Below are 21,807 nucleotides of genomic sequence, written 5' to 3'. Positions count from 1 at the left end.
ACTGATTAGGTCGACTGCAATGCATAAACGAGCGAGCTAGGCCGTCTCTCCATCGGGAGGGGCGGCCTTCCTCTTTGCGAGCAGATCGGCAGTTCTTTACAACGCCTTGCTGTTCTCGCAGGGGCGTTCACCTCGCTGGAGATGTCTCATGCAATGCAGCTTCGGCACGTCTCCTCGCGGCAATGATGAAACGGTCTGTCTTGTCTACGCCTTCAAATCCCATGTCCCTCAAAAGGACGACGGTCGCAACGTAGGCATACGAAACTGGAGTGCATCACATGCCAGTGAGCCCTCACTTCAAACGAGGACAAGCGCTAACCACGGACTCCAATCACCCAACCCAATCTTGGCCGTAGCCAACGATTTCTTTCACGCCGTTGCATGTTCAGCCGTGTCATTGAGGACATCTTGCTGAAGCTGCTGAACTGCGCAGATTGCTTCATGCGCGGGCCATCCATGAACATCCATCAACTCTTTAACCAGAGCATCAGGGGCCCGAGTGATCGAGGTGCGAATGGCATTGACAACCTTGTTGTCCCTCGCGAGTGCAGACAGCCGGAGAGCCCGGAGTCGCTGAGTGTTCGGCTGTTTCATGACAGCACTCTGGACTAACGCTGGTTTTGCTCCAGTTGCCAACTGCTGATACGGACTGGGCTAACTCGTTAACTGCCCTATCGCAGTGGACCGGCGCATCTCCTCCAACCCATTGACTTGAGTGCATTCCATTTCTCCAGCGCCTCCTGTCGTGTCATCAGTTGACTCCCCTGAGGGATCGGGTCGTCAGGTGGTCGCCAATGGAAGCTGCGCATGACGATCGACTCGCCTTGAGAGCCATCCTGATGAGCGGTGAATTGGTAGTAAAGCTGCTGTGACTCATTGGCAAGCCAGGCACCAACAGACTTGTAGGAGAGTTCTTCAGTGATGAGTTCACTCCATAGAAGGGGCGCCTGATCGGTCGGTCAGACGGCTTTTTTCGTAGGTGAGCTGACGGAGCTTTTCGATGTGCTGCTCATGCTCTCCGCTGCTCCAATGGTGGGGGAAGGCGACTCGGGCTTGAAGTTCCGAGATCTCGTTGTTGAGTTCTCTCGCTGGGTCCTCGGACCAAAGTTCCTCTCCACAGTGGAGCATCGCCCCGCTTTACTGGCGGTGGAGAAGTGAATCTCCTCAATTACTACTGATGCAACCTCTCGGGGCAGGTCGTCTCCCCATCAGGACAGGCGACCCTTCTCTTTCGCGGAGATTTAGGCATTAAGCCTTAGCCATTGGCCAGAGAAAAACCTGCAGAATGATCCGACCCACACAAGCTGCATGAAAGGACTCCACACGAACGTTGCCTACTTCAGCGGCACCGTCGCGATTGCAGTCCTCGTCATGACTTTCGTTGTCAAAGCAACGGCCTAAGAAAGCGTTACTTCAGCCAGGCGCGATCGTTAGGTATGACTCAGTCAGGCCACGCCCTGCTTCATATTGATTGAGTTAGCAGGGATAAATGACATGAGAGCCACCAAACTCACCACAGCTCCACAAGGCGATGAGTACTACAGAGTCTGCGACCAGGAAGCAGCCCGTTGAGGACTCCTCTGGCCTAAGCGCAACTAGGACACGGCTCTATCCACCGGAATGGCATTAGAGCCCTGACTCTCAAGGCTTGCTCCTCGACCAATCAGAAACCGGTCCCTCAGCTGGTCTTTAAGCCATCCCACAAAGGGCGATTTTTTGTTGCTCTGGCCAGCAGTGCGTGCTGATCAATAACGAGTCACCTGGAGCAACGCGTGACTCAGATGATCTCTTTACGGCCAGCCTTGATCTTGGCTTGGGCTGAAACGAGACCAAAAATCAGCAGAATCAGCAGGCCCGCGTTCACGCCAACGAAAAACATTGTGTCCATGACTTCAAGATGGCTTGCCTCGTAATAAGGAAAGAGAGCAAAACAGACCATCGGTCAAAAGACTCAATTCAGGACCAAAGGAAGATGAAGCCTTGCGCTGATCTTGGGAGATCTGTCGAGACCACCTACGACTGCAAACCGCCATCGCCATCACGATCAGCCCAGTCCTTCGCTTGCAGCTGACGCAGACGGTCCAGGAGCTCAAGATCACCAACAATCTGACGACGGCACCCGTCCTCCCCCATGTAGGTCAAACGCCCGTCGGCATCGATGACCAGGGCGGTCATGGGGGTGACTGGAAACAAATCGTCGATGGCGAAGTGCTCCTCGTTCAGATCAACCCAGTCTGCGTCCTCTCAGCGCTCCAGCCCAAAATCATGACCAAACCAAACAGGGGGTCCAGCCGCTAGGGCAGCTTTCCTCTATGAAGGATGCGATGGACTGGATCCTTTCCCGACGCGTGACTGATCAACAAGGCAAAGACAAGACCTATTGGATTGATGAGATCGCGTTCCTGGAGGCACGGTTGAACGGCAGTCAGGGTGACATCGACAACGAAGACCGAGCGGCTTGCGAAGAAGCCCTGAAGGCAGCAAAAGCGAACTTGGCAGACTCTCACTGAAGACGGGGCTGACCGAAGCTCGAGCCAGATCTATGGTTGGGATGTGAGAGGGAGACCTCTTCGGGCGTGGTTGCTTGATTTGGTGGGTGGTGTCACGACCTACTGCCTCTCTCACACCTCTTCGTCAAGGCTGATCGAGGCCTCTCTCCTTGGCATAACTCTTGTAATGATTGGGAAATTCATCGGCCAGCTGGGCAAGCAGATCGCTAGCAGAGCCCATTTGCTCGTTAATTTCATCAAAAACCGAGGCAAAACAGCTCTCACACCTGATTTCAAGACAAAGATCTTCCCAGGTCGTTTCTTTTTGATTGAAACTGGCCACAAGCTCTTTAAAGGTCATCAGCAACAAACTGTTTTTCTTAGAGTGAGCCTAAAGCCAATAGCGTTAAATAATTCTGAACCGAATAAAATCAAGGTTGTCATGACCTGATGGGACAAGGCTGTGATGGCGCAAAATTGAAGGATGAAACGACTGCTGCAACTCCTTTTGAAATGGGCTGGCAAACGGGAGAAACCCCCATTGAACACCCCTGAAGAGTTGGAGTGCTTTAAAACAGATGCGATCGAAAACCGCGGCAAGCACTACTAATGCAAGGGGCAACTGAACTCGCACTACTCGCCCTCGCATTTGTCGGGCTCCAGATCTGGTGGCTCAGCAAGGTTTTTTTGAATCGACCTCGGCAGCCAAGACCGCTTGGCAAGCCCATGAGGGCCAATTCACTCCAGACCAAGAGAACCGCACTGCAAAAGATCTTTGATCAATCCTGATCATCGCTAGCACGAGGGGATCACTAGGGACAAACACCGATGCCTGATGCGATCTGAACAATCAGCGTGGTGCATCAGCAACGAAAGCCATGGCACTGATCTGTTGTGCGAACTGCGGTCACATGCACTCAAGCCTGAGAAACGGTTGCCCCCAGTGCATCAAGCAGGGGCGACTAGGGTCCCCTCAGGCTTTATCTGATCGGATCAAGCAAACCCCGAGCAACACCAAGGAGTGACCACCATGGCTTTTGATGCTCCCCCTGCACAAGGACGTCAATGCAGATGCTGCGGTTACATCAAACCTCTAAATTTCTTTGGATTGGATCAACAGGAGTGCCGGAACTGTGAAGTACAACGACGACGCCAACAGGCCATGAAACAAAACACCAATGATTCAGTCGAGGAGTCTTGAATCAAACCCAGCCTCAATGAGCATATGCACCAATGTTCAATTGACATCCATGGGCTATCACATGGGAAGAGTTGAAAAGAGGCGTCATGGGCAAGGTTCTTTCAGCAGCAAAATGGTCGTTCGATCTACTTGGCCAGCGCATCACTGCTCTTCGTCTTAAAAGGAGCTTTCCAGAATCAAGGATCTACAGCAACTGGGCTTACGACGAATCACAGATGAAAGAGGCCAATTTTGGCAAGCGTGAGCAGAAGTCTCATCTGGAATACGATTGCTGAAGCCACAAACCAATCAATCAAGGGCAAAGATAGCGCCTTGGCAAGCGTCAAACCAACACATCAAATGGCGAATAAACCGCTTTGGGATGGAGGTTGGCAATCTCAGCCAAGTCCCCTAGAACGCTGTTCAGCATCGTTGTTGTTATGGCCTTGATTCCCCGCTGGCAGTACATGACTGACAGCAGCAAAACCATGGCGAAACGATCTGCAATCACACTTGTGGTTGTTCTGATTGGATTAACACTGCTGCGCGCAATCTTTCCATGGATCCTGCTCGGCCTGGCCTTCTATGGTGCCTGGTGTTTGTTGAACCGGAAATAACCGATGAGCGAAGACTCAACCCAAGCCAGACGAACGCTCTATCTCTGGGCCCTAGGCCTCAACGTTGTCGCTTGGGGCGGATACTTTTATCTGACCAAGGTGATGGGAATCGATTTTGAATCGATTCGGCAAGCGAGGATGGCCGGTTAAGTTCCCACCCTTCAAGAGGGATCTACCTGGTCCGACCAGGTCGTTGCCCTGAGGTGTCTGCTTGACCAGATAAGAATCCTCATGCTTCCTGCACCAATCAAAGAGATCGCGTCATAACCTCCTCTTAACGAGAAGGCTGCTTCGTGAATCACCCCCTAACGCATGGCTTTGAGGGTCACCCGTCCTCAGGAAAGAGCCGATCAGAGAGCTTGATGAGGCAGGAGACGGTGCAGCGCATCTGCGGCCAGGTCTTTGTGTGGTTTGGAGTCGTTGTTCTCGGCGTCTCTCTTTATAAATTCATCAGCGCTTTTTGGGCGGATGCTTCCCCTTGGCCTGAGTTGCAACTGGGTACCGCTGGCTTGATTTTGGTTGCAGCAGGAAAAATTTTTCGAAACTCAGCATTCATAACAACACTGCTGGCAGAAAAGAGTCCTTCAGCACGAGCTCAACGATCCTTTCTGATGCTTGCCCTCGCCTCATTCATCATGGGCCTTGTTGTTTTACTAAAACTTTCTGTTCAGGACATTTATCGCTACAAGCGTCTGCTTGGCGAAGGAGGAATTCTGGAGTATTTGCAAGCCCTAATTCTTTTCACATCCGCCTGGATATCGTGGCTCATCTCCAAAGATCTACGCAAGCGCTTGTCCATGCGCCTGCCTTCAGTGGTTTACGCGATCATTTCTTTGACCATGCTGTTTGTTGGCCTCGAGGAGATTGCCTGGGGGCAAATCCTATTCGGCTGGAAAACACCTGAAAACATCGCTGCGGTAAACGCCCAAAACCAGACAACGCTCCATAACCTTGAGTTCTTCCAGAGCCACCTCGACCTCAATCTTTTCTTGGTCTCAATCGTACTTTTGGTGCTCGTCCTGTGGCGACCTTCAATCCGATGGATACGCACAAACCCTCTTAATGGAAATCGGATTGCCAACAGCAACTTCTTCATACCGAGATACTTCTGGCCTCTCTTCTTCTGCGCCGCATTTCTGTCTTATTTTGTGGCGACAGAATCGGGAACAGAAGTGGTGATTAATATCGATCAGGAGTGGGCAGAGTTTCTTCTATACCTGGCCGCTGGTCTGAATTTATTGAGAACCTACATCCTTCTTAGTGACTCACAACCAAACCCAACCCACTGAACAAATGCTCATTGCACTTCCTGATCAGCCCTGATCACCGCAGTGTTGTTGTAAGCAATTCGCTCTACCTCCGTCTTAGCCCTCACCAAGGCAAGGGTTACAGGTGCAGATGCACAGCTGACCTAATCCAACCGCAGCGGGCTTGATCCACAAGACACCAAGGGTATAAATCGTTCGGTGCAGACAAAAAACCGCCCCATGCTTGGGGCGGTCTACATAGCCAAGGCAATCCCCATCACCCGGCGATCTGCACCAATCTTTGATGCAATAAAAAAATAATACCCAGCAGACACCACATGTAGTGGACGTCAACACTCACTTAAGACTCTGGTGAACATGCGTAAAGAAGCCAGTTCAGGCAAGCAGCACTGCTTTAGCCAATAGAAGCCTGCTTCTGAGGAGACACTAAATCTGGAGCAAGAGGTCAAAAAACCTCGGAATTGCGATGCTTCATGATGAAGACATCCTTAAGGGAGAAGCCATGATTTCTGGCCCATCCTGCCCATTGCGCTTGGGAGTTCTCGACAGCCCCGACTATTGGACTGATGACGCACTGATGTCTGCAGTGCGTCCATTGAATCCAGAGGAACTTCACCACTTGGCCATCGGATCCCTTCAACGAAGGGCTCGAGAACGCGGTGTTCGCCAAACCTCTTTACTCAACCCCGGTGGCTGAACCCAGCCAAGAGTTGATGGAACTGCGCAAACAGCCTGTCGAACCAGGTGCCTGAACGTCGACCAGCTGGTCGCTGCAATACCGAGGCATGCAGCATCGGCCCGTTGGTGCCGTATCCATCAAAGGCAATCAAGGCGTCTTGGGCTCCCTGAAGCTCCTGGTCGATTCGACGGGAGGAGAAGCGCTCGTGAGCTCGGTTTCGTGACGTTGACATGACTGGGGCGAATGCACCTACCTCCGGTCTGCCACCGGACCGAGCTGCTTGGCCGTAGTTGGTGACGCTTCTTAGGGAGCCGAACCTCGACTCCATTTACAAACCGTTACGCAAGGCTTAACATTTCGAAAGATTTCAACGAAAGATGGCTACTTCAACTCCCAATGACGACTGGTTCCAAAGCGCTGCAGCAGCTCAAATCCGCAGTGAGCGTTTCGCGAAAGCAGAGCTCCTCAATGGCCGCACCGCAATGATCGGCTTTGTGGTGGGCCTGCTGACGGAAGCCCTGACAGGACACGGGATCGTCAGTCAGATCACCTTTGGCGTGTTCGGCTGCAACTGAACCGGTCAACTGCTGAGGGGATGCTCTGGGACTGCAGTTGCAAGCCTGCACTCACCCATCCCTTGACCGAGGCTCTTACGAACATCTTTTTCGGCCAAAACGCTTGATGTTCCAGGCGTTTTGCGATAAAAGGTTATGAATTGGTTATGAAGCGATGAAGACAAGCACCGCCCATTCACGTCTCGAGTCCCTCCAGCTCGCAGCTGAGGAGTGCCAGACCCGCGAAGAAGCGCAAAAGATTCTGAGGAAGGCCGACAAGGCCCACGCCAAGCTGGAGTCCTCAGCAGCTCCCTACCACCGTCTCAAGAACTGACGGGCCACTCAACCCTGCAGAAGACGAAGACATAAACCTCTGATTCGTGAGTTGGATTGTTTCAACTCACTCCAACAACCTCAAATCAACTCGGGATGGTTGGGATCCCCCTTGAAGGGACCTTGGATCCATGGGCTGATCCAGCCGCCATAAAACTCGCCTGGCTGCGCCAGAACCATCTCTTCTTCCAACATGCAGGTATCAACGCGGCGGGGATAAACGCTGATCCACCCTGCCAAGAGAGAAAAGGCTTGCGTTGGATTGGAGTAACTCCACCCCGCGCGAATACGGCGATCGGTGCCATCAACAGCACTCACATCCCAATAGGACGCCACTCCTTTCCATTCACAGAACGAAGGCCGTCCCGTTGAGGGGTGGAGCGTGCCGGGGCGAAATGCTGAAGGGTGCAGATAAATCGTGGGCGGGTGAAAGGTTTCACACACCCGCACGTAGCGCTGATCCTGGGCGATTGCCTGTCCTGCAATCCAGATCTCGACAGAACCGGACACCAGCTCAATCAGGGGAGGACGGGGATAGTTCGAAACATTTTCAACGGGTTGCATGGCCTAACCCATATCGAGCAGATAGTGCATGACGGCAACCCGATGGGACACAGCAATTCCCTCGGGGGAGTCGGGGCCGATCAACGCCTCAGGAACACGATGAATGCGAGTGACCGGTTTGATCTCATAGGCCGTTCCCTCGGGAGCACCGGAGCCGCGACTGCGGTCCCAGATCCCACTGGCATCTCCCTTGTAATGCCCCGCCACCTGCGACAGATGGGCATAGAAATTGGGCCCCATGCGACAGACCACGATGGCCAAACAGGCATCAAAATCGTCGGACGACAGCACATTGATCCCATCACGGACAGCACGTTCATCGACACCGAGAACCATGTCCTCGAGTGCTGTTTCACCCGTCAATTGCCAGCAACGAATGGTGACGGCGTCGTGTTGGCTCACTTTCTACGGGTGAGGTCACCGAAATCATCGTCGTTGGGTTGCAAAAATTGCCAAACGACAGGAACTGTGAGGATGACCGTCAGACCGATGGTGACCCAGATCGCTGTTGTGTAATCGCCCATGCCTATCCACCCGTCCAGCGGACCCTACCCAGTTCGTGCTGAGCAAGCAGCCTGCATTGACGACAGAAAGGTCGCTTCTTAATTTCTCGAGAACAACCCACGAGCCAAATGCGCCGATTCCTGACGGCTGGATTGCTCTTGGGCACGCTGGTCCCAGCGGGACAAGCAGCTGTGTTCACCGTGAAGCCAGGCACGGCGTTTTATTCCAAGCCCCAAGCCAAGCCGGAGTTTCTTCTACCGCTGCCGGAGGTCCGTGTTCACGTTCCAGCAATGAAAGACGCCGCTGGCTTCTGCCAGTTCAAGCTGATCTACAAAATTGTCGATCGTGAGAACCCCGAGCTGCCAGCAGCCGGCTGGGCCCGTTGCGTCTCAATCGACCATCTTGTTCCGAACTGACGCCAAGTTGTTCTGCCTCAGCGATTCCTTGAACACGCGAGTTACGCCTGGACATGCCCTCGCCACAACCTGGTCATGCTTCACAAGGTTGCTGCCACCACACTTCATTTGGGGAACAAGACACCCCTCACACGCGGCCCAAAGGCCCAAACGAGACCAGCAAGCCTCATGATGAGATAATTAAGCAACCATTAAGGGCTGGCGGATGGGTTACTTCGCAAGGCAGCTCAACGCGCAGGAAATCAAGCAGGGCTACGCCCTGCTCAACCTGATGGAGCATCTGGATCGCGAAATGGATCTGCTCAATCAGCAGCGTATCCGCGTCGGGCCAACAACCCAGGAAGGGCAGCGGCTCACCCAGATCAAGCAGGGCCATCTGCGCAAACTGCAGAGCTGCATCAGCGAACTGAACACCAGTGGCTTCAACGACTGGTTGCTGCACCAACAGCCTGCCTGACCCTTGAATGGGGCGGAGCCATCCCGGGTGAGACAGCCCCTTGCCGCTTCCGGTCGTTTACCACCCGCACTACTCCGCGCCGCTGCCGAGCACCCATCGCTTTCCGATGGCGAAGTTTCGGCTGCTGCATCAACTACTGCTTGAACAGGGAGTGGTGCAGGCCGACCAGGTGCATCGGCCCTTGAGCATCGCGCGCAAGGATCTGGAAAGCATTCATCCCCGCACGTATCACGAGGCCTTCAGCCGTGATCGCCTGACCCGTCCAGAGCAACGTCGCATCGGGCTTCCGGCCACGCGCCCTTTGGTGCAGCGCACCTGGCTCGCCGTGGGCGGCACCCTATTGACGGCACGGCTAGCTCTCGAGCGGGGCTTGGCCTGCCATCTGGCGGGTGGCACCCACCATGCCCACCCCGGCTTCGGGAGCGGCTTCTGCATCTTCAACGACTGTGCTGTCGCCGCACGGGTGTTGCTGGGAACAGAAGAGGTGCGGCGAATTCTGATCGTGGATCTCGATGTGCACCAAGGGGATGGTTCAGCAGCCTGCTTTCAACACGACCCCAGGGTGACCACTCTTTCTGTGCACGCCGCCAGCAATTTCCCCTTGCGCAAAGTGCAAGGGGATCTCGACGTCCCTCTCGCCGATGGCACCAGCGATGACGACTATCTCGCCGCCATTGCCGACCGGTTGCCCGATGCCCTGGACACCATCGTGCCGGATTTGGTGCTCTTCAACGCAGGCGTCGATCCCCATCGCGATGATCGGCTCGGCCGACTCTCCCTCAGCGATGCGGGATTGAACATGCGAGATCGGCTCGTGCTCGATGCCTGTCTGCGCCGCAGGATTCCAACCGCGACGGTAATCGGCGGCGGCTATGACGCCCTCACGCCCCTGGTGCAGCGTCACGCCATCGTGGTGCGTGCTGCCGCCGAGCAGGCTCGCTTGTTCGACCTTCCATGACTGAGGGAATCTCTGAAGCCATCACTGAGGCCATGCCCCCCTGGAGACCTCTGCTGCGCGCGGCCATGCAGCGGGAGGGACGCTCCATTGCCGCCCGCTGGGTGCAAGTGGCCACAACAGGACGCGATGGTGCTCCCCGGGTGCGGACCCTGGTGTTCCGCGGCTGGGCGGGGGCCAAACAGCTCGAACTGTTCAGCGATCAGCGCAGCGAGAAGGTAAAGGAACTCACCAACGATGGAGCTTCTGAACTGTGCTGGTTGTTCCCCAAAGCCCGCCAGCAGTACCGGCTACGGGGGAAGGTGGAGCTGATCACCACCTCCGAGCAACCTGAGCTTTGCCAGCAGCGTTGGCAAAAGCTCTCCGATACGGGACGGGCTGTCTGGGGGTGGCCCACCCCGGCAGATCCGCTGGACCCCACGGGGGAGTTCCCCGAACAACTCGCTGAGACTGCACCGCTGCCGAAGCATTTCGTGGTGCTGAGGCTCCACGTGGACACTGTCGAGCGGCTTAACCTCGGCCCACACCCCCATCAACGCACGCTTTGGCGCGCGGACACGCTCTGGCGGGAGCAGCCGCTGAACCCCTGATCACCACCAGCGCTCCACACGACCAACGGAGGGCCGGCCCGGTTCACTGGGCACCGTCACCACCGACAGCCGCTGCAGATCTCGGCGGTAATCAAAGCGGCAGAAGCCAACGCCTGTGCCAGAGCAGGCCGAGAGGCTTTCGAGCGCAACAGATGCCCAGTGCCGCTCTTCGGGCGTAGGCGTTTTTTCCGGGGCGGGACGCCAGCCATCGGCAATCAGATGGCTGTTCGCCTCGAGGATGGTCTGCCTGGCACTGAGCTGTGGATCAGGTCTGGCGAAGGCAGACCCGCCCATCAACCAGGGCAGTAACAGCGACAAGACAACACAACGTGCCATGGAGGGGCTCATCCCTCTCTGCCCTAGCCATGGATCACGGCGCTGACCACAGGGGTCAGCCTGCGGTGAGCTGAGCGAGGGGCTGAATGCCGAGGGCGATCACCACACTGACCACAACGCCAACGGCGGCTTTCCAGAGATCCGAACCGATGACCTTGGTAAGACTGCCCGCCTCCCGGTTGATGAACACGACGTCTGATGCTTGTTGCTTGATCCGCAAGGCCAACTCACGACCGCCGATCAGGCCCAAAAACACCCAAGTTGTGCTGAGGGGGAAGCTGGAGAGGAATGCCTTGTAGAGAAGGCAAAGACCGAACAAAAAGTCGATAAGCGTGGCCGAGCGCAGATCGGAACTGTTGGTCTTGGTGCGAAGCACGGCCTGGATCGGCCCACCCCCGGTGGCCACCAGAACACAAAGGCCCACGCAAAGCACCAGGGTGCAGATGAGCATCGGGATGAGGTGCAACTGGCGCGGCAGGAACACAAAAATGTTGGCCAGGTCCTGCACCAGCCACATGCACCAGAGAAACCCGGTGGAGAACCACTGCAGGCCATACCAAAGCTTGTTGGGGTCTTTGCCGTCCTGGGAACGGCAGAACACCCATCGCTCCAGCGACCACAACCCCAGGCCATAGGCCGCAAGGCCGACGCCGAAGGCGAGGCCGTACCCCGTCAGAGAGCTGCTGAGCAGCATGCCGATGTTGGCGGGCATGAACGTTGACAACACCAGAAACGAGGTGCTCACCGGTGCTCCCCACTGGGTCAAGGCCACAACCGCGAGGGGTGGAATCACATAAACCCAGGTGAAGGGCTCCGGCCATGGAAACTCCTTGCCAGGCACACTGAGCCGGCCCCAGGTGGGATCACCGTTGTTGAGGAACCAGCCCAACAGCAGAATTCCACAGGTCACCGTGCAGATGAACAGCATCTGCACGGGCTTAGGCGTGCGTTTCCTATTGGAGGAGAGATAGGTGCCGAGGGTCTGGAGCGAGTCGTTCGCCACCACGGAATAGGCCGCCAGCAGGAAGCCGACGATCATCCAGATGCTGACGTCCATGAATCCGATCAAGCCGATCGATTGCTCCTGTTGTAATGAGCTCTAGGAGGAACGTCGGTGCTCCAGGCCACCCAGACGTGTCGTGATCAAGGAATGTTGTGTGGTCGACGGTGATGCACCACCGGAGCGATTCGACCACGAAAGTACATTGACGGACGAATAGGTATTCAGCGATACACAACTAATTTTCTTAAGAACGAACGGATTTGACCCCAGCCAAAGCCGAAGCCAAATCGCAGGTCCCGTCGGGCATCGCTCGGCCCGACTTTCAAGCCACATAGCGACTTGACCCAAGGATCATGAGCCGAAAAGAACGTGATTGCAGGGAAGAGGACGACGATTTTTCGACATTCACAAATTCCGTTTGAGACCGAACCTGGGACTGCTGCACGTCAAGGCTTCCCCTCAGTTCAACACCTTCAGAGTCCGAATTTCGGAGGCCCTGACCCAACTAGCGAGGGCGTCGATGTCAGCCCGCTTGGGAATGCAGATGCAGCCCGTGCCGGGATAACAGCGGTGGATTCCAAGGGCACTGCGGGTGGTCTCGAAGCGAGGGGTCAGGTCGAACCAGAGGTCATTCCCCCACGGCTCAGGAGGCCCCAGGCTGTATCTGCCGGCGGGCAAAGGGGCTGCGTTGCCGGGGCTCCAGCGGCGATCAGCGCTCTGGCGCTCGGCCACACCACTGGCTGCTGGCCAGCTGGCCAGCAAGCGCGCACCGCGATGCAATTCAACCTTCCAAATGCGGTTGCCGTCTGGGAACAGCTCGGCCGTTTGGCGGGTGCTGAGCTGCAGCTCCCCGCCCTGAAGCAGCGCTGTCGTTGGCCCCCGTTGCCCAGGAAGATCAGAGGCCGCAGCTGCAACGCAGCCTCCAAGAAGCGCAGGCAGCAGGAGGGCGTGGCGCAGCATCACGATCAGCATGAACGGTGCTCCCACTTTGGGGCTGCCACGATGGCCTGCAGCAGACCAATCAGTGGTGGACGTTCTCGATCTGTTTCCCCGTTCCATCCTTCGGGGCACCCTGCCGGATCCCCTACTCCAGCAGCTGACTGCGCTGAGCGAAAGCGTTCTCGCCCACCCTGATTCCAGCCCCGATGCATCGTCGAAGCTGGCGGGTCAGCTGCGTCAGCAGCGCGAACTAAGGCCTGATCAACCCGGCGTGCAGGAGCTCAGCAACGACCACCTGCTGCCGGCCTGTGATCGCTGGATCCGCCATGTGATGGACCGTCAACCTCCCCAGGGTCGCGGCCCCTGGGTTCCAGGTCGCTACCGCTTGCAGATGATTGATCTCTGGCTCAATTGCCAGACCGCAGGTGACTACAACCCCACCCACACCCATGGCGGCAGCTTTTCAGGAGTGATCTTTCTGAAGGTGCCACCGCAGATCAACGCCAACAGTTTTGATGGCCAACTCTGCTTCCACGGTCCGGAAGACTGGCACATTCAGTCGTTCCGCACCGGCATGGCGCACTATGTGCTGCCAGTCCCCGGTGAGTTCTACGTGTTCCCGGCCTGGCAACCCCATTCCGTGATGCCCTTCCGCGGCGATGGGGAACGCTGGTCGCTGGCCTTCAATGTTGTTGCAGCGCCGGGTGTTGCACCAACAGCAATGCAGCAGCCCGCCCCCCAACAGCAACCTCTGGGCAACGTCTCCCTCTCCAGTCAGCGGCCCACGGCCAAAGGCTTTTGAAGAGAACTGTCAGAGTCTTCCGATTGCATCTGTTCAGGATTCATGGGTGACTCCGAGCCGCTCCAGCAGGCCAAAGCGATCGCATCAGCACTGGAGCAGTTGGCCGACCAACTGCTCCCTGAGGTGATTCGTGCAGCACGGCTGAATGACGACGGACGCCGTGATCTAGACCGGATCGAGTACGCCCTGGGGACCATCGGCAAGGCCTTGATCCTGACGGACTATTCCATCGACGAAGAGAAGGACATCGACAAACTCAAGGCCTTCCGAGAGGCGCAGAAGGGAATGGGCTGAGCTCAGACGCTGCTCCAGCGCAGCACCTGGTGTTGAACGTTTCCCTCAGGCGTCACCTCGAGCAGCCTTCCCCCAGGATCATCGGCACGACCCAGGGGGCAGGGCTGCACCGCTTTGAAACTGCTGAGCGTGGAGGGGCATCCAAGCAGCAATACGTCAGGCCGCGTTGCCCAGGAGCCCTGCCAATGCTGATGGATGTGTCCAAAGAGCACCGCCTGCAGGGCCCGATGGGGACGCAACAGCTCCTCAAGACAAGCCTGATCGAGGAGCCGGATCGCATCCATGCCGGCATCACCGATGGCGATCGGTGGATGATGAAGAGCGACCACCAGGGGCAGATCACGGCGCTCAGAACACTGCAGGCGCTGCGCCAGCCAACGAAGCTGAAGCGGGCCGAGCTCGCCGGCAGCTGAACCAACCCGATGGCTGCTCAGCAGCAGCACTCTCACGCCCTGCACCAGCAAATCAGCGGGAGCTGTTGCCCACGTCCTGCCCAGCACAGCATCCAGAAGCAGCGGGTGATCGTGGTTGCCGGGCAGCAGAGCAACCGGGCAGCGCACGTGTTGGCTCAAAGCCCGCCGCAGCCGGACATAACCACCCCAGCTTTCGTCCTGGCAAAGGTCCCCCGTCACCAGCACCAAATCGGGGTTCATGGCGCCACCAACCTGAAGAGCTCGCTCAAAGTGAGCAAGGGCCGGCCGTCTCCGCACCAGCCCCTGATCAGCGGCTACCAAGTGTGGGTCACTGAGTTGAAGAATCCTCATCGCTCTCAGGGATGGACTGCCAGCCGCTGCTCCAGCGGGTTGGATCCTTGAGCTCACTCCAGAGAACCCGTTCGCGATGCAACGGAGCCAGCACAGCCGCCAACTCGACCCATCGCTTCGGACCACTTCCCCCTTGCGTGATCAGCTCGAAATGGCGGTAACCGGAAACCGGGCTTTGGCTGGTCCAGGCCCGAGCAGGACGCCAGGCCATCAGCTGTCGACGAAAACCTGACTCACGGTGCTTTCAATCACATGTCCTGAAGCGGCGATCGTGTCGGTGTTGTCGGCGATGAATTGCTCCATCACCCCGGGAGCGGCTTGCATCACCGCGCAGACCTTGGTGGGGTCGTCCTTGCTGACTCCCCGGTAGAGGGAGGTGATGCCAGCGATTTTCTGAAGCGGCAGGGATGCGTCATAGGTGGCGACCCATTCAGCAAATGACTTGGTAATGGTGAAGGTGAGGACGTGGGTTTCCATCGACCAGAACGACAGCGCCGGCGGACGCTATCACCAACATTCATCTCTCTCATCGGCAACCGATGGGATCCGACCAGGGTCCTGATCCTGAGGGCGAGACAGGACTCTCATTAAGGCCTACTCTTGAGAATGAGCGAGGAGAAGCTGTGACATCGTCCTCCGCCCCTGCCGCCACGGACATCACCCTGCAGCAGGGGCTGCATCAGGACGGGCGCCGCCTGACCCCGCAACGCAAACGGGTTCTTGAGCTGTTCGAACGCATTGGGTCGGGCTGCCACCTCAGTGCCGAAGAGGTGCACCAGCAGCTGGCAGCACTTGAGATGAAGGTGTCTCTGGCAACCGTATATCGCACCCTGCGCTTGCTGGCCGACATGGGTCTGCTCCAGGAGCTGGAGCTCAGTGAAGGGGGTCGACGCTTCGAGCTTGCCGTTGACGATCACCGCCAACATCACCATGTGGTGTGCATCCGCTGCGGCCGCACCGAGGAATTCGAAAGTGAACCCGTGCTGGCAGCAGGAGCTACTGCCGCCGCCCATGTTGGTTTTCAGTTGATTGAGTCGAGCCTGAACGTGCGTGCGATCTGCCCCAAATGTCAGGGGTAGATCGCAACACATGAATCATTCGGCGCGAAATTCCTTGTCGTAGAGATCAGCCACCAGAAGGTCAATCAGCTGCACAGACACCAGTTCTTTTTCGCGTCTCAAGGTGTTCAGCAAGATCTGAACCTGGCGGTGATGCATCAACGACACTTCACCCATTTCCAACCATCGGGCACTGAGCAGGGTTTGAAGACGTTGGCGTGGCGACGATGGTGACATCAGATGCGCCCTGTTTCGGACACTGAAGCCACCACCAGGGCCACTGAAAAGGCGTGAGCAACAGAAGTCTTCCGAAGCTTTTGTGAAGCAAGCGCGCGGGCTGCTTACTGAGGATGCTCGTTGCAGGGCATCCAGTAGCGATCGCCCATGCGATGCACACCCTCACAACCCAATTGACGAGCCTGTTCCTCTGCCTCGGCGCGACTGGGATAGGCCAGATAGCGGGGATTGGTGGTGGAGCGAATCTGAATCAACCCCATGCTCATCGGGCCGGCGGTGATCACCCCCATGGTGTTCACACCGACAGCTACCAATCCCATCCCGACGATGGCGGCATTGATTACGCCCATCGCCACCACACCAATCGAAACCACACCCATCGGAACCACGCCGATGCAGATCACCCCCATCGGCACGATGCCGATGGAGATGGTGCCGAGGGGAGCCACCCCGATCGCGATCCGCTTCGGCTTGCTGCCGCAGTGCCCTCCTTCAGTCATGGATCAGTGAGCCCCGTGGTGGTCTGAATCACCGTGCTTGTCGCAGACCATCCACATCTCACCCATCTGGTGAGCACCCGTGCAGCCAAAGCCTGGGGCCGCCGCCTCGGCTTCAGCCTGTGTCTTGAACATCGCCTGCTTGGGCTTGCCATGGGATCCGGCCAAGGCCGTTGTCGCCGTGAGCATCAAGGCGACCACAGCAAAACAAATGCGTTGCAACAGCATGGCCTCATTACAGATCCACCCACTATGGCCATAACGCACCGATCAGCCCTGAAGCGCGCCGCCACAACTTGACCCGGCGCCAGCGGTGCAGCCAAAACAATGCCCCTCCGTGTGGATGGGCTGATCCATCGGAACGGTCTCAAGGCAGATCAGATCGCGAAGGTGACGGACCTCCCCGGGGCAGGGCAGGCCGAGCTGCTGATTGAAATCGCAGTCGTAGAGATAGCCCTGCCAATCCACACTGATCAGCTGACGGCACATCACAGCCCCCAGATTGTCCGGATTGTGTGCGTCCTCCAGAAGGGTCTGATAGCGCTGCAAGTCGCCACTGCGTTCCAGTTGCTTGGCGAAACGTTGAATGGGCATGTTCGCCAACGTCAGTAGACGATCGAAGCGAATTCCCAACCCGCCCAGGGCGTTCTTGTAATCCGCCTCCAAGGCCTGCTGAGGAGGAGGCAGAACCGGACCCAGCGGGTTGTAGACGAGATCCAGCTGCCGGTTTGGATCGCCCGTTCCATAGCCCAGGGCATTGAGCTGTCGCAGCCCGCTGATGCTGCGCTCAAACACGCCATCACCCCTCTGTTGGTCTACGTTCTCGGCGCTGTAGCAGGGCAAGGAGGCCGTGATGCAAACCCCCTGCTCCGCCAGGAATTCAGCCAGATCTTCCTGGCCGGGTTCACTGAGGATCGTGAGATTGCAGCGGTCAATCACGGTCGTGCCGCGGGAGCGCGCCTGACGCACCAACGCGCGAAAACTGGGGTGCAACTCCGGTGCTCCCCCCGTGAGATCGAGGCAGGAGATTGAATGCCGTTCAAGGATTTGCGGAATCAACGCCAGCAGATCCGCTGACATCATCTCGGTGCGGGTTGGCCCTGCATTGACATGACAATGGGCACAGCTTTGGTTGCAGCGGTAGCCGAGATTGACCTGCAACGTTGTGAGCTGTCCGCGCTTCAGGTGCGGGAAAACGCTCTCTACGACAGTCACCGGCTCACTTCGAATGAGGCTGATTCTTCCAGACAGAACGCATCCAGGCGGGAGAAACGGATACCCCAGCGGCAGAGCAGCTGATCAACCCACACGGCGACGATCAGAGAGCTGACGGAACCAGGCGATGTACTGCTCCGGGCCGTCAGGCATGAGGGCGTCAATCCGCAGGGGGTCCTCCGGATCGGTGATGCCTTGCAATGTCCCATCGGCATGACTGGGGCGATCCACTTCTCCATGACTGCTGTCGACGAGAACAACGCGATTGGGTTGACCGCACCAGGCACCGAGGTCCTGCAGCAGGTTGAGGAAACCGCGGTCACTCCCCCCACGCATCCAGCCCGTGCCATCAACCGATGCCGTGGATGTGACCGTGTCGCCCACCCCCACCAACAACGGCATCCGCTCTGCGGGGATGCGCTGCTTCACCAAAGCCAACAGCTCCTCGGGATCGTGGGGAGCCGTTCTCACATTGAACGTCTCACCCAAGGGAGATTCACCCCAACGGCGCTGGATGTGCTGATTGAGCAGCACCAGAAGTCCGGCCTCCTTGATGGACCCGGTGAGCATGAATTGGATGTCGGTGGTTCCCACATCTCCGGCAGCAGCGGGCTTGAGCCGTTCCTGGCCTTGCGCATCACGGCCCAGGTTGGGAGCCACATGCAGGAAGAACGATTCCTCCAGTCCCTGATCAGCAGCCTCAGCAAGCAGCTGATGCATCAGCTCCGACAGCATCAACTGCAGGGCCTGCTGAGCGGTGACATCAGCGGGGACGAGCGCAAAAATCCCGTTGAGATTGATGGTCGGTGAGACCTGGGTGTCCAACACCGCGGCTTTGGCCACCACAGCCAGATCATCAACACCCAGCTGCGGCAGCAGAGCAGGCAATCGCTCCATCAGCAGAGCTTCCATCCGGGTGGGGGCTGCAGCGAGGAAATCCATTTCCGCCGGCGAGACGCCGGGGTGGCTCAGGTCGCCAAAGCGATCCTGCAGCTGCACCCCTCCAGCCGCCAGGCCTGGCAGATAACAGCCCTCTCGTTTGGGGAGATCGGGATCCCCCAGGGCCTGCTCCACGAGGCGGTTCACCCCGCGCCGGCCTTCGTGCTCACCATTTGTCAACACAGCGAATTGGCCATCCAGAGCGGCGACCGTGTCCACATAGGACGGATCCATACGCCGCGTCAGTGGATCCTTCACCAGTTGCATGCAGACACCATCCAAGTCCTGCACGATCAGCAGGTCTTCAGCACCGGAGAGCTCCTGCAGCAACTGATCGGGCGTCAAACGGGGCATGGAGGTTCAGGGAGGTCACTGCAGCCGAAGGCTCAGCGCTGCAATTTCGTCGCGCCACTCCTTAGTTCCAAACCACTGAGAAGTCCAGTGGGGAAGGAAGGCAAAACCGCTGATGGCAAGAGAAACACCGCAGCCCAGCCATCCGGCTAGCGAACATGGCGGCCTTGATGCTCCTGCCATGAATCCCACCTGGACCGAACAGTGGTGGCCGATCAGCTATGTGCAGGACCTCGACCCCAAACAGCCGAGTCGGTTCACACTGCTGGAGCGGGATCTGGTGATCTGGTGGGATCGCGCCGAATCGAGCTGGCGCGTCTTCCCTGACGTCTGCCCCCACCGTCTGGTCCCCCTCAGCGAAGGGCGGATCAACGAGGAAGGATTGCTCGAATGCCCTTACCACGGCTGGAGTTTCGACGGCAGCGGCCAGTGCCAGCGCGTGCCACAGGCCCTCGACAACACCCAGCCCAACAACCGTCGGTCCCGCTGCGCCAGCCTGCCGACAGCCACGGGGCAGGGGCTGCTGTTCGTCTGGATGGGTGCCCCCGATGCCGCCAACCCCAGTCAGCTCCCCCTGGTGCCGGCACTGGAGGACAACCCCGACAGCTGGACGGTGCAAGACACCTTTCGGGACCTCCCGATGGACGCCGTGACCCTGCTGGAGAACGTGCTGGATGTGAGCCACGTGCCCTTCACCCACCACAAGACCGTTGGCAAACGGGAGAACGCTGCACCCGTGGAGGCCACGATCACGGGGGAAGACGCCAAGGGCTTCACGGCCTACTGGGACGAGGGGCCGCGTCGGGGCAAGCTCGGCGCCCAATCCACCAGCTTTCATGCACCGCAACTGATGTGGCATGACCTCACCGCCAAGGGCTTCGGGCGGATCCTCACGGTGGTGTACGCCGTGCCGATTCGCCGTGGCGAATGCCGCCTTTTCGCCCGCTTCCCCTTCCAGTTCCAATCCGCCATCCCCCGCCTGCTGATCGGATTGCGTCCCCGCTGGTTGCAGCACATCGGCAATCACAAGGTGTTGGAGGACGATCAGGTGTTCTTGCACTGGCAGGAACGGGTGGTGGAGCGAGCCGGAGGTAGCCCCGCCGTGGAACGCAGTTTTTTCATGCCCACGACGGCCGACGTCTACGTGGCGGCGCTGCATCGCTGGTTAAACGCCAACGGCGGCGAGCCCTTTGCAGGACAACAGCTACCTCCTAGGCAAACCACTACGGCGCTGATGGATCGGTACGCCAGCCACACCATCCATTGCCGCAGCTGCTCGACGGCGCTGGCGCGGATTCGCGCTGGCCGACCCTGGGCCTGGGCCCTGCTCTGGGGATCCGCCGTTCTTGTGGGCATCCAGCAGGGCAACAGTTGGAGCAGCATCGGCTTGGTGAGCGCCGCACTGTCGGCCTTGGCACTGCGGCAACTCAACCGTTGGGAGCTGGGCCTGACCATTGGCAACGGCCAGGCCCCACGCAACCGCTGATCAGGGCATCGGAACCGGAAGCAAAGTCGGCTTCACCTTGCCCTCAATATCGACCTTGCCGCCGATCGTGATTTTCTTGTCGACAGAAACGTCGGCTCGCACAGCCAGTGGATCATCAGCCGTGACAGACACCTGGCCTTCCACCCCGCTGACCCGTGCATCGGCATTCACCGACACAGTCCCCGCAATCGATTTCACCGATACAGGGCCTTCAATCGCCAGGGGCGCATCGCCGCCGATGGTTACCTGCTCCTGCACCACGACCGGCAAAGGGGTGACGGAGCGGATGGTGACACTGGGCGGGAGCACCAACTTGTCGACCTGCAATCCACCCTGAATCGCGATGGGGATGGGCCGACTCAACAGCTTGGCGGCCGTGACCGCCAGAACAAGGCTGGACAAAACAACCGCCGCAGGCCAGCGGTACGCCATCAGCAGATCACGGCTGGTCACAAGCCTGGTAGCAATGGTTTGAGCGCATTACAGCGTGTTTGAACCGGGCCTGCCCGTAAAGACACCTGCACAGCCGCCCCAGACTGTTATCAAACAGATGTTTCTTGCAATCCCACGGAACAGATTTACACGCAAAATTTCAAGCACAACGGGATCGCCATCAAGGCATCCAACATTGACATCAATACTGAGCAGAGCATCCGCAGCACAACACCACTATTTGATCCCGAGAGATAGCATGAAGATTATCAAAAATCAGTGATGACGCTTTATCTCTACGGCGGCCCCAAGACCCGTGTTTCGATGCCGAAATGGTACATGGCAGAAAAGGGAATTCCCTACGAATACGTCAACATCGATCTAGCCGCTCGTCAAAATCTTGCAACGAGCTTCTTAGAGGTGAATCCTTTCGGCAAGTTGCCCGCCCTCAAAGACGACAGCAATGGTTTGGTGCTTTTTGAGTCGGGGGCGATTCTTCAGTACCTCTCCGAGAACTACGCCAACGAGATCAAAGACCTCGCAACACGCGCCTCCATCAGCCAGTGGGTTCTTTTCGCCAACTCCACACTGGCGATCGCTTTGTTCGTTCCATCGAACAAAGAGCGGGAGTTTCCGAGACTGATGGCGACCCTGAATGACCTCTATTCAAAAAAACATTATTTAGTAGGTGACCACTGGACAGCCGCCGATTGTGCAGTCAACGCATACTTGGGCTACCTCCCTATTTTTTATCCCAACGAAGATCTCTCGGCTTATCCAGAAATCCAGGCCCTCAATGAGCGAACACGATCCAACCCGAATTACAGAAGGATCATGGGCCTTTGAGT

General features: G+C 57.7%; 36 protein-coding genes. 16 read left to right on the top strand and 20 right to left on the bottom strand.

Features of this window, described 5'->3' with window-relative positions:
• Positions 1-671 precede the first annotated feature (671 nt).
• Complete coding sequence (locus Q3Y53_RS10600; RefSeq protein WP_226424446.1) at positions 672-923, bottom strand: DUF1651 domain-containing protein; 252 nt, start codon at positions 921-923, stop codon at positions 672-674.
• An 88-nt stretch (positions 924-1,011) separates the two neighbouring features.
• Here Q3Y53_RS10600 and Q3Y53_RS10595 point away from each other — a divergent pair, with 88 nt between their 5' ends.
• Positions 1,012-1,158 (top strand): hypothetical protein, encoded by a 147-nt coding sequence (locus tag Q3Y53_RS10595; RefSeq protein ID WP_303535764.1) that lies wholly within the window; start codon positions 1,012-1,014, stop codon positions 1,156-1,158.
• A 619-nt stretch (positions 1,159-1,777) separates the two neighbouring features.
• On the opposite strand, the gene Q3Y53_RS10590 is transcribed toward Q3Y53_RS10595, so the two are convergent.
• Positions 1,778-1,939: a hypothetical protein gene (locus tag Q3Y53_RS10590; protein ID WP_303535761.1), complete on the bottom strand. Its 162-nt coding sequence runs from the start codon at positions 1,937-1,939 to the stop codon at positions 1,778-1,780.
• 74 nt (positions 1,940-2,013) lie between these two features.
• Positions 2,014-2,175, bottom strand: a complete 162-nt coding sequence (locus tag Q3Y53_RS10585) for a hypothetical protein (protein ID WP_303535759.1) — start codon at positions 2,173-2,175, stop codon at positions 2,014-2,016.
• Positions 2,176-2,348: 173 nt separating this feature from the next.
• Here Q3Y53_RS10585 and Q3Y53_RS10580 point away from each other — a divergent pair, with 173 nt between their 5' ends.
• Positions 2,349-2,510, top strand: coding sequence for a hypothetical protein (locus Q3Y53_RS10580; protein ID WP_226424220.1), 162 nt, complete (start codon positions 2,349-2,351; stop codon positions 2,508-2,510).
• Positions 2,511-2,634: 124 nt separating this feature from the next.
• Here the strand turns inward: Q3Y53_RS10580 and Q3Y53_RS10575 are convergent, their stop codons facing one another.
• Positions 2,635-2,850, bottom strand: coding sequence for a hypothetical protein (locus tag Q3Y53_RS10575; RefSeq protein ID WP_303535801.1), 216 nt, complete (start codon positions 2,848-2,850; stop codon positions 2,635-2,637).
• Between the two features lie 926 nt (positions 2,851-3,776).
• Here Q3Y53_RS10575 and Q3Y53_RS10570 point away from each other — a divergent pair.
• The 3 genes from Q3Y53_RS10570 (at position 3,777) to Q3Y53_RS10560 (ending at position 5,575) form a co-directional block, all read left to right on the top strand.
• Positions 3,777-3,965, top strand: a complete 189-nt coding sequence (locus Q3Y53_RS10570; protein WP_303535755.1) for a hypothetical protein — start codon at positions 3,777-3,779, stop codon at positions 3,963-3,965.
• A gap of 171 nt (positions 3,966-4,136) precedes the next feature.
• Positions 4,137-4,286 carry a hypothetical protein gene (locus tag Q3Y53_RS10565; protein ID WP_303535753.1) on the top strand — a complete coding sequence of 50 codons (150 nt, stop codon included), beginning with the start codon at positions 4,137-4,139 and terminating at the stop codon, positions 4,284-4,286.
• Between the two features lie 362 nt (positions 4,287-4,648).
• Positions 4,649-5,575, top strand: coding sequence for a pectate lyase (locus tag Q3Y53_RS10560; protein ID WP_303535749.1), 927 nt, complete (start codon positions 4,649-4,651; stop codon positions 5,573-5,575).
• Between the two features lie 659 nt (positions 5,576-6,234).
• Here Q3Y53_RS10560 and Q3Y53_RS10555 read toward each other — a convergent pair.
• On the bottom strand, positions 6,235-6,465 hold the full coding sequence (locus Q3Y53_RS10555; protein WP_303535747.1) for a hypothetical protein: 231 nt from the start codon (positions 6,463-6,465) through the stop codon (positions 6,235-6,237).
• Positions 6,466-6,610: 145 nt separating this feature from the next.
• Between Q3Y53_RS10555 and Q3Y53_RS10550 the strand changes: the two genes are divergently transcribed.
• Positions 6,611-6,808 (top strand): chlorophyll a/b-binding protein, encoded by a 198-nt coding sequence (locus tag Q3Y53_RS10550; RefSeq protein ID WP_226424225.1) that lies wholly within the window; start codon positions 6,611-6,613, stop codon positions 6,806-6,808.
• Between the two features lie 154 nt (positions 6,809-6,962).
• Complete coding sequence (locus tag Q3Y53_RS10545) at positions 6,963-7,121, top strand: hypothetical protein (RefSeq protein WP_226424226.1); 159 nt, start codon at positions 6,963-6,965, stop codon at positions 7,119-7,121.
• Positions 7,122-7,201: 80 nt separating this feature from the next.
• Here Q3Y53_RS10545 and Q3Y53_RS10540 read toward each other — a convergent pair whose 3' ends face one another.
• From Q3Y53_RS10540 to Q3Y53_RS10530, 3 genes are read right to left on the bottom strand one after another with little or no spacing between them, the layout of a single operon-like run.
• Positions 7,202-7,630, bottom strand: coding sequence for a DUF427 domain-containing protein (locus Q3Y53_RS10540; RefSeq protein WP_368506445.1), 429 nt, complete (start codon positions 7,628-7,630; stop codon positions 7,202-7,204).
• Between the two features lie 57 nt (positions 7,631-7,687).
• Positions 7,688-8,086, bottom strand: a complete 399-nt coding sequence (locus Q3Y53_RS10535) for a hypothetical protein (protein WP_226424228.1) — start codon at positions 8,084-8,086, stop codon at positions 7,688-7,690.
• Positions 8,083-8,208 carry a hypothetical protein gene (locus tag Q3Y53_RS10530; RefSeq protein WP_255613475.1) on the bottom strand — a complete coding sequence of 42 codons (126 nt, stop codon included), beginning with the start codon at positions 8,206-8,208 and terminating at the stop codon, positions 8,083-8,085. The genes Q3Y53_RS10535 and Q3Y53_RS10530 overlap by 4 nt, the downstream gene beginning before the upstream one ends.
• A 138-nt stretch (positions 8,209-8,346) precedes the next feature.
• Between Q3Y53_RS10530 and Q3Y53_RS10525 the strand changes: the two genes are divergently transcribed.
• The 4 genes from Q3Y53_RS10525 (at position 8,347) to Q3Y53_RS10510 (ending at position 10,606) form a co-directional block, all read left to right on the top strand.
• Positions 8,347-8,604 carry a hypothetical protein gene (locus tag Q3Y53_RS10525; RefSeq protein WP_303535734.1) on the top strand — a complete coding sequence of 86 codons (258 nt, stop codon included), beginning with the start codon at positions 8,347-8,349 and terminating at the stop codon, positions 8,602-8,604.
• Between the two features lie 205 nt (positions 8,605-8,809).
• A complete protein-coding gene (locus Q3Y53_RS10520; protein WP_226424230.1) occupies positions 8,810-9,061 on the top strand; it encodes a hypothetical protein in 252 nt (83 codons plus the stop codon).
• 40 nt (positions 9,062-9,101) lie between these two features.
• Positions 9,102-10,019: a histone deacetylase gene (locus Q3Y53_RS10515; protein ID WP_303535731.1), complete on the top strand. Its 918-nt coding sequence runs from the start codon at positions 9,102-9,104 to the stop codon at positions 10,017-10,019.
• Positions 10,016-10,606, top strand: coding sequence for a pyridoxamine 5'-phosphate oxidase family protein (locus Q3Y53_RS10510; protein WP_303535729.1), 591 nt, complete (start codon positions 10,016-10,018; stop codon positions 10,604-10,606). Before Q3Y53_RS10515 ends, Q3Y53_RS10510 begins: the two co-directional genes overlap by 4 nt.
• Here the strand turns inward: Q3Y53_RS10510 and Q3Y53_RS10505 are convergent, their stop codons facing one another.
• From Q3Y53_RS10505 to Q3Y53_RS10495, 3 genes are all read right to left on the bottom strand, one after another.
• The gene (locus tag Q3Y53_RS10505) at positions 10,607-10,942 is read right to left on the bottom strand and encodes a hypothetical protein (protein ID WP_226424233.1); all 336 of its coding nucleotides are present in this window, start codon (positions 10,940-10,942) and stop codon (positions 10,607-10,609) included.
• A gap of 55 nt (positions 10,943-10,997) precedes the next feature.
• Positions 10,998-11,999, bottom strand: a complete 1,002-nt coding sequence (locus Q3Y53_RS10500) for a hypothetical protein (RefSeq protein WP_303535725.1) — start codon at positions 11,997-11,999, stop codon at positions 10,998-11,000.
• A gap of 405 nt (positions 12,000-12,404) precedes the next feature.
• Positions 12,405-12,932, bottom strand: a complete 528-nt coding sequence (locus Q3Y53_RS10495; protein ID WP_368506444.1) for a hypothetical protein — start codon at positions 12,930-12,932, stop codon at positions 12,405-12,407.
• A gap of 40 nt (positions 12,933-12,972) precedes the next feature.
• Between Q3Y53_RS10495 and Q3Y53_RS10490 the strand changes: the two genes are divergently transcribed.
• Both Q3Y53_RS10490 and Q3Y53_RS10485 read left to right on the top strand, forming a co-directional pair.
• Entirely contained in the window at positions 12,973-13,686 is a 714-nt protein-coding gene (locus Q3Y53_RS10490) for a putative 2OG-Fe(II) oxygenase (protein ID WP_226424235.1), read from the top strand.
• Positions 13,687-13,728: 42 nt separating this feature from the next.
• A complete protein-coding gene (locus Q3Y53_RS10485) occupies positions 13,729-13,980 on the top strand; it encodes a hypothetical protein (protein WP_226424236.1) in 252 nt (83 codons plus the stop codon).
• A gap of 2 nt (positions 13,981-13,982) precedes the next feature.
• Here the strand turns inward: Q3Y53_RS10485 and Q3Y53_RS10480 are convergent, their stop codons facing one another.
• The 3 genes from Q3Y53_RS10480 to Q3Y53_RS10470 are packed head-to-tail and all read right to left on the bottom strand — an operon-like array spanning position 13,983 to position 15,221.
• Entirely contained in the window at positions 13,983-14,744 is a 762-nt protein-coding gene (locus tag Q3Y53_RS10480; protein ID WP_226424237.1) for a metallophosphoesterase, read from the bottom strand.
• Positions 14,722-14,955: a TIGR02450 family Trp-rich protein gene (locus tag Q3Y53_RS10475; RefSeq protein WP_303535717.1), complete on the bottom strand. Its 234-nt coding sequence runs from the start codon at positions 14,953-14,955 to the stop codon at positions 14,722-14,724. The genes Q3Y53_RS10480 and Q3Y53_RS10475 overlap by 23 nt, the downstream gene beginning before the upstream one ends.
• Positions 14,955-15,221 carry a DUF3764 family protein gene (locus tag Q3Y53_RS10470; RefSeq protein ID WP_303535713.1) on the bottom strand — a complete coding sequence of 89 codons (267 nt, stop codon included), beginning with the start codon at positions 15,219-15,221 and terminating at the stop codon, positions 14,955-14,957. Before Q3Y53_RS10470 ends, Q3Y53_RS10475 begins: the two co-directional genes overlap by 1 nt.
• A gap of 146 nt (positions 15,222-15,367) precedes the next feature.
• Here Q3Y53_RS10470 and Q3Y53_RS10465 point away from each other — a divergent pair, with 146 nt between their 5' ends.
• A complete protein-coding gene (locus tag Q3Y53_RS10465) occupies positions 15,368-15,823 on the top strand; it encodes a Fur family transcriptional regulator (RefSeq protein WP_226424240.1) in 456 nt (151 codons plus the stop codon).
• Between the two features lie 15 nt (positions 15,824-15,838).
• Here the strand turns inward: Q3Y53_RS10465 and Q3Y53_RS10460 are convergent, their stop codons facing one another.
• The 5 genes from Q3Y53_RS10460 to stpA all read right to left on the bottom strand — a co-directional run bounded on the left by Q3Y53_RS10460 (position 15,839) and on the right by stpA (position 19,044).
• Positions 15,839-16,039 (bottom strand): hypothetical protein, encoded by a 201-nt coding sequence (locus tag Q3Y53_RS10460; RefSeq protein WP_226399237.1) that lies wholly within the window; start codon positions 16,037-16,039, stop codon positions 15,839-15,841.
• A 104-nt stretch (positions 16,040-16,143) separates the two neighbouring features.
• Positions 16,144-16,539 carry a hypothetical protein gene (locus Q3Y53_RS10455; RefSeq protein WP_226399236.1) on the bottom strand — a complete coding sequence of 132 codons (396 nt, stop codon included), beginning with the start codon at positions 16,537-16,539 and terminating at the stop codon, positions 16,144-16,146.
• A gap of 3 nt (positions 16,540-16,542) precedes the next feature.
• Positions 16,543-16,725, bottom strand: coding sequence for a DUF3721 domain-containing protein (locus tag Q3Y53_RS10450; RefSeq protein ID WP_303535796.1), 183 nt, complete (start codon positions 16,723-16,725; stop codon positions 16,543-16,545).
• Positions 16,726-16,806: 81 nt separating this feature from the next.
• Positions 16,807-17,751, bottom strand: coding sequence for an arsenosugar biosynthesis radical SAM (seleno)protein ArsS (gene arsS, locus Q3Y53_RS10445; protein ID WP_303535708.1), 945 nt, complete (start codon positions 17,749-17,751; stop codon positions 16,807-16,809).
• An 84-nt stretch (positions 17,752-17,835) separates the two neighbouring features.
• Entirely contained in the window at positions 17,836-19,044 is a 1,209-nt protein-coding gene (stpA, locus tag Q3Y53_RS10440) for a glucosylglycerol 3-phosphatase (protein WP_303535707.1), read from the bottom strand.
• 178 nt (positions 19,045-19,222) lie between these two features.
• Between stpA and Q3Y53_RS10435 the strand changes: the two genes are divergently transcribed.
• A complete protein-coding gene (locus tag Q3Y53_RS10435) occupies positions 19,223-20,527 on the top strand; it encodes a Rieske 2Fe-2S domain-containing protein (RefSeq protein WP_303535793.1) in 1,305 nt (434 codons plus the stop codon).
• Here Q3Y53_RS10435 and Q3Y53_RS10430 read toward each other — a convergent pair whose 3' ends face one another.
• A complete protein-coding gene (locus tag Q3Y53_RS10430; RefSeq protein WP_226424246.1) occupies positions 20,528-20,980 on the bottom strand; it encodes a hypothetical protein in 453 nt (150 codons plus the stop codon).
• Positions 20,981-21,241: 261 nt separating this feature from the next.
• Between Q3Y53_RS10430 and Q3Y53_RS10425 the strand changes: the two genes are divergently transcribed.
• Positions 21,242-21,805: a glutathione S-transferase family protein gene (locus Q3Y53_RS10425; protein ID WP_303535703.1), complete on the top strand. Its 564-nt coding sequence runs from the start codon at positions 21,242-21,244 to the stop codon at positions 21,803-21,805.
• Positions 21,806-21,807: the final 2 nt, after the last annotated feature.

The sequence above is a fragment of the Synechococcus sp. YX-04-1 genome, from assembly GCF_030546365.1.
In the GTDB taxonomy this organism is placed as follows: Bacteria; Cyanobacteriota; Cyanobacteriia; order PCC-6307; family Cyanobiaceae; genus Parasynechococcus.
Note: the sequence above shows the minus strand (reverse complement) of the source record. Positions and strands in the feature narration are given on the sequence as shown.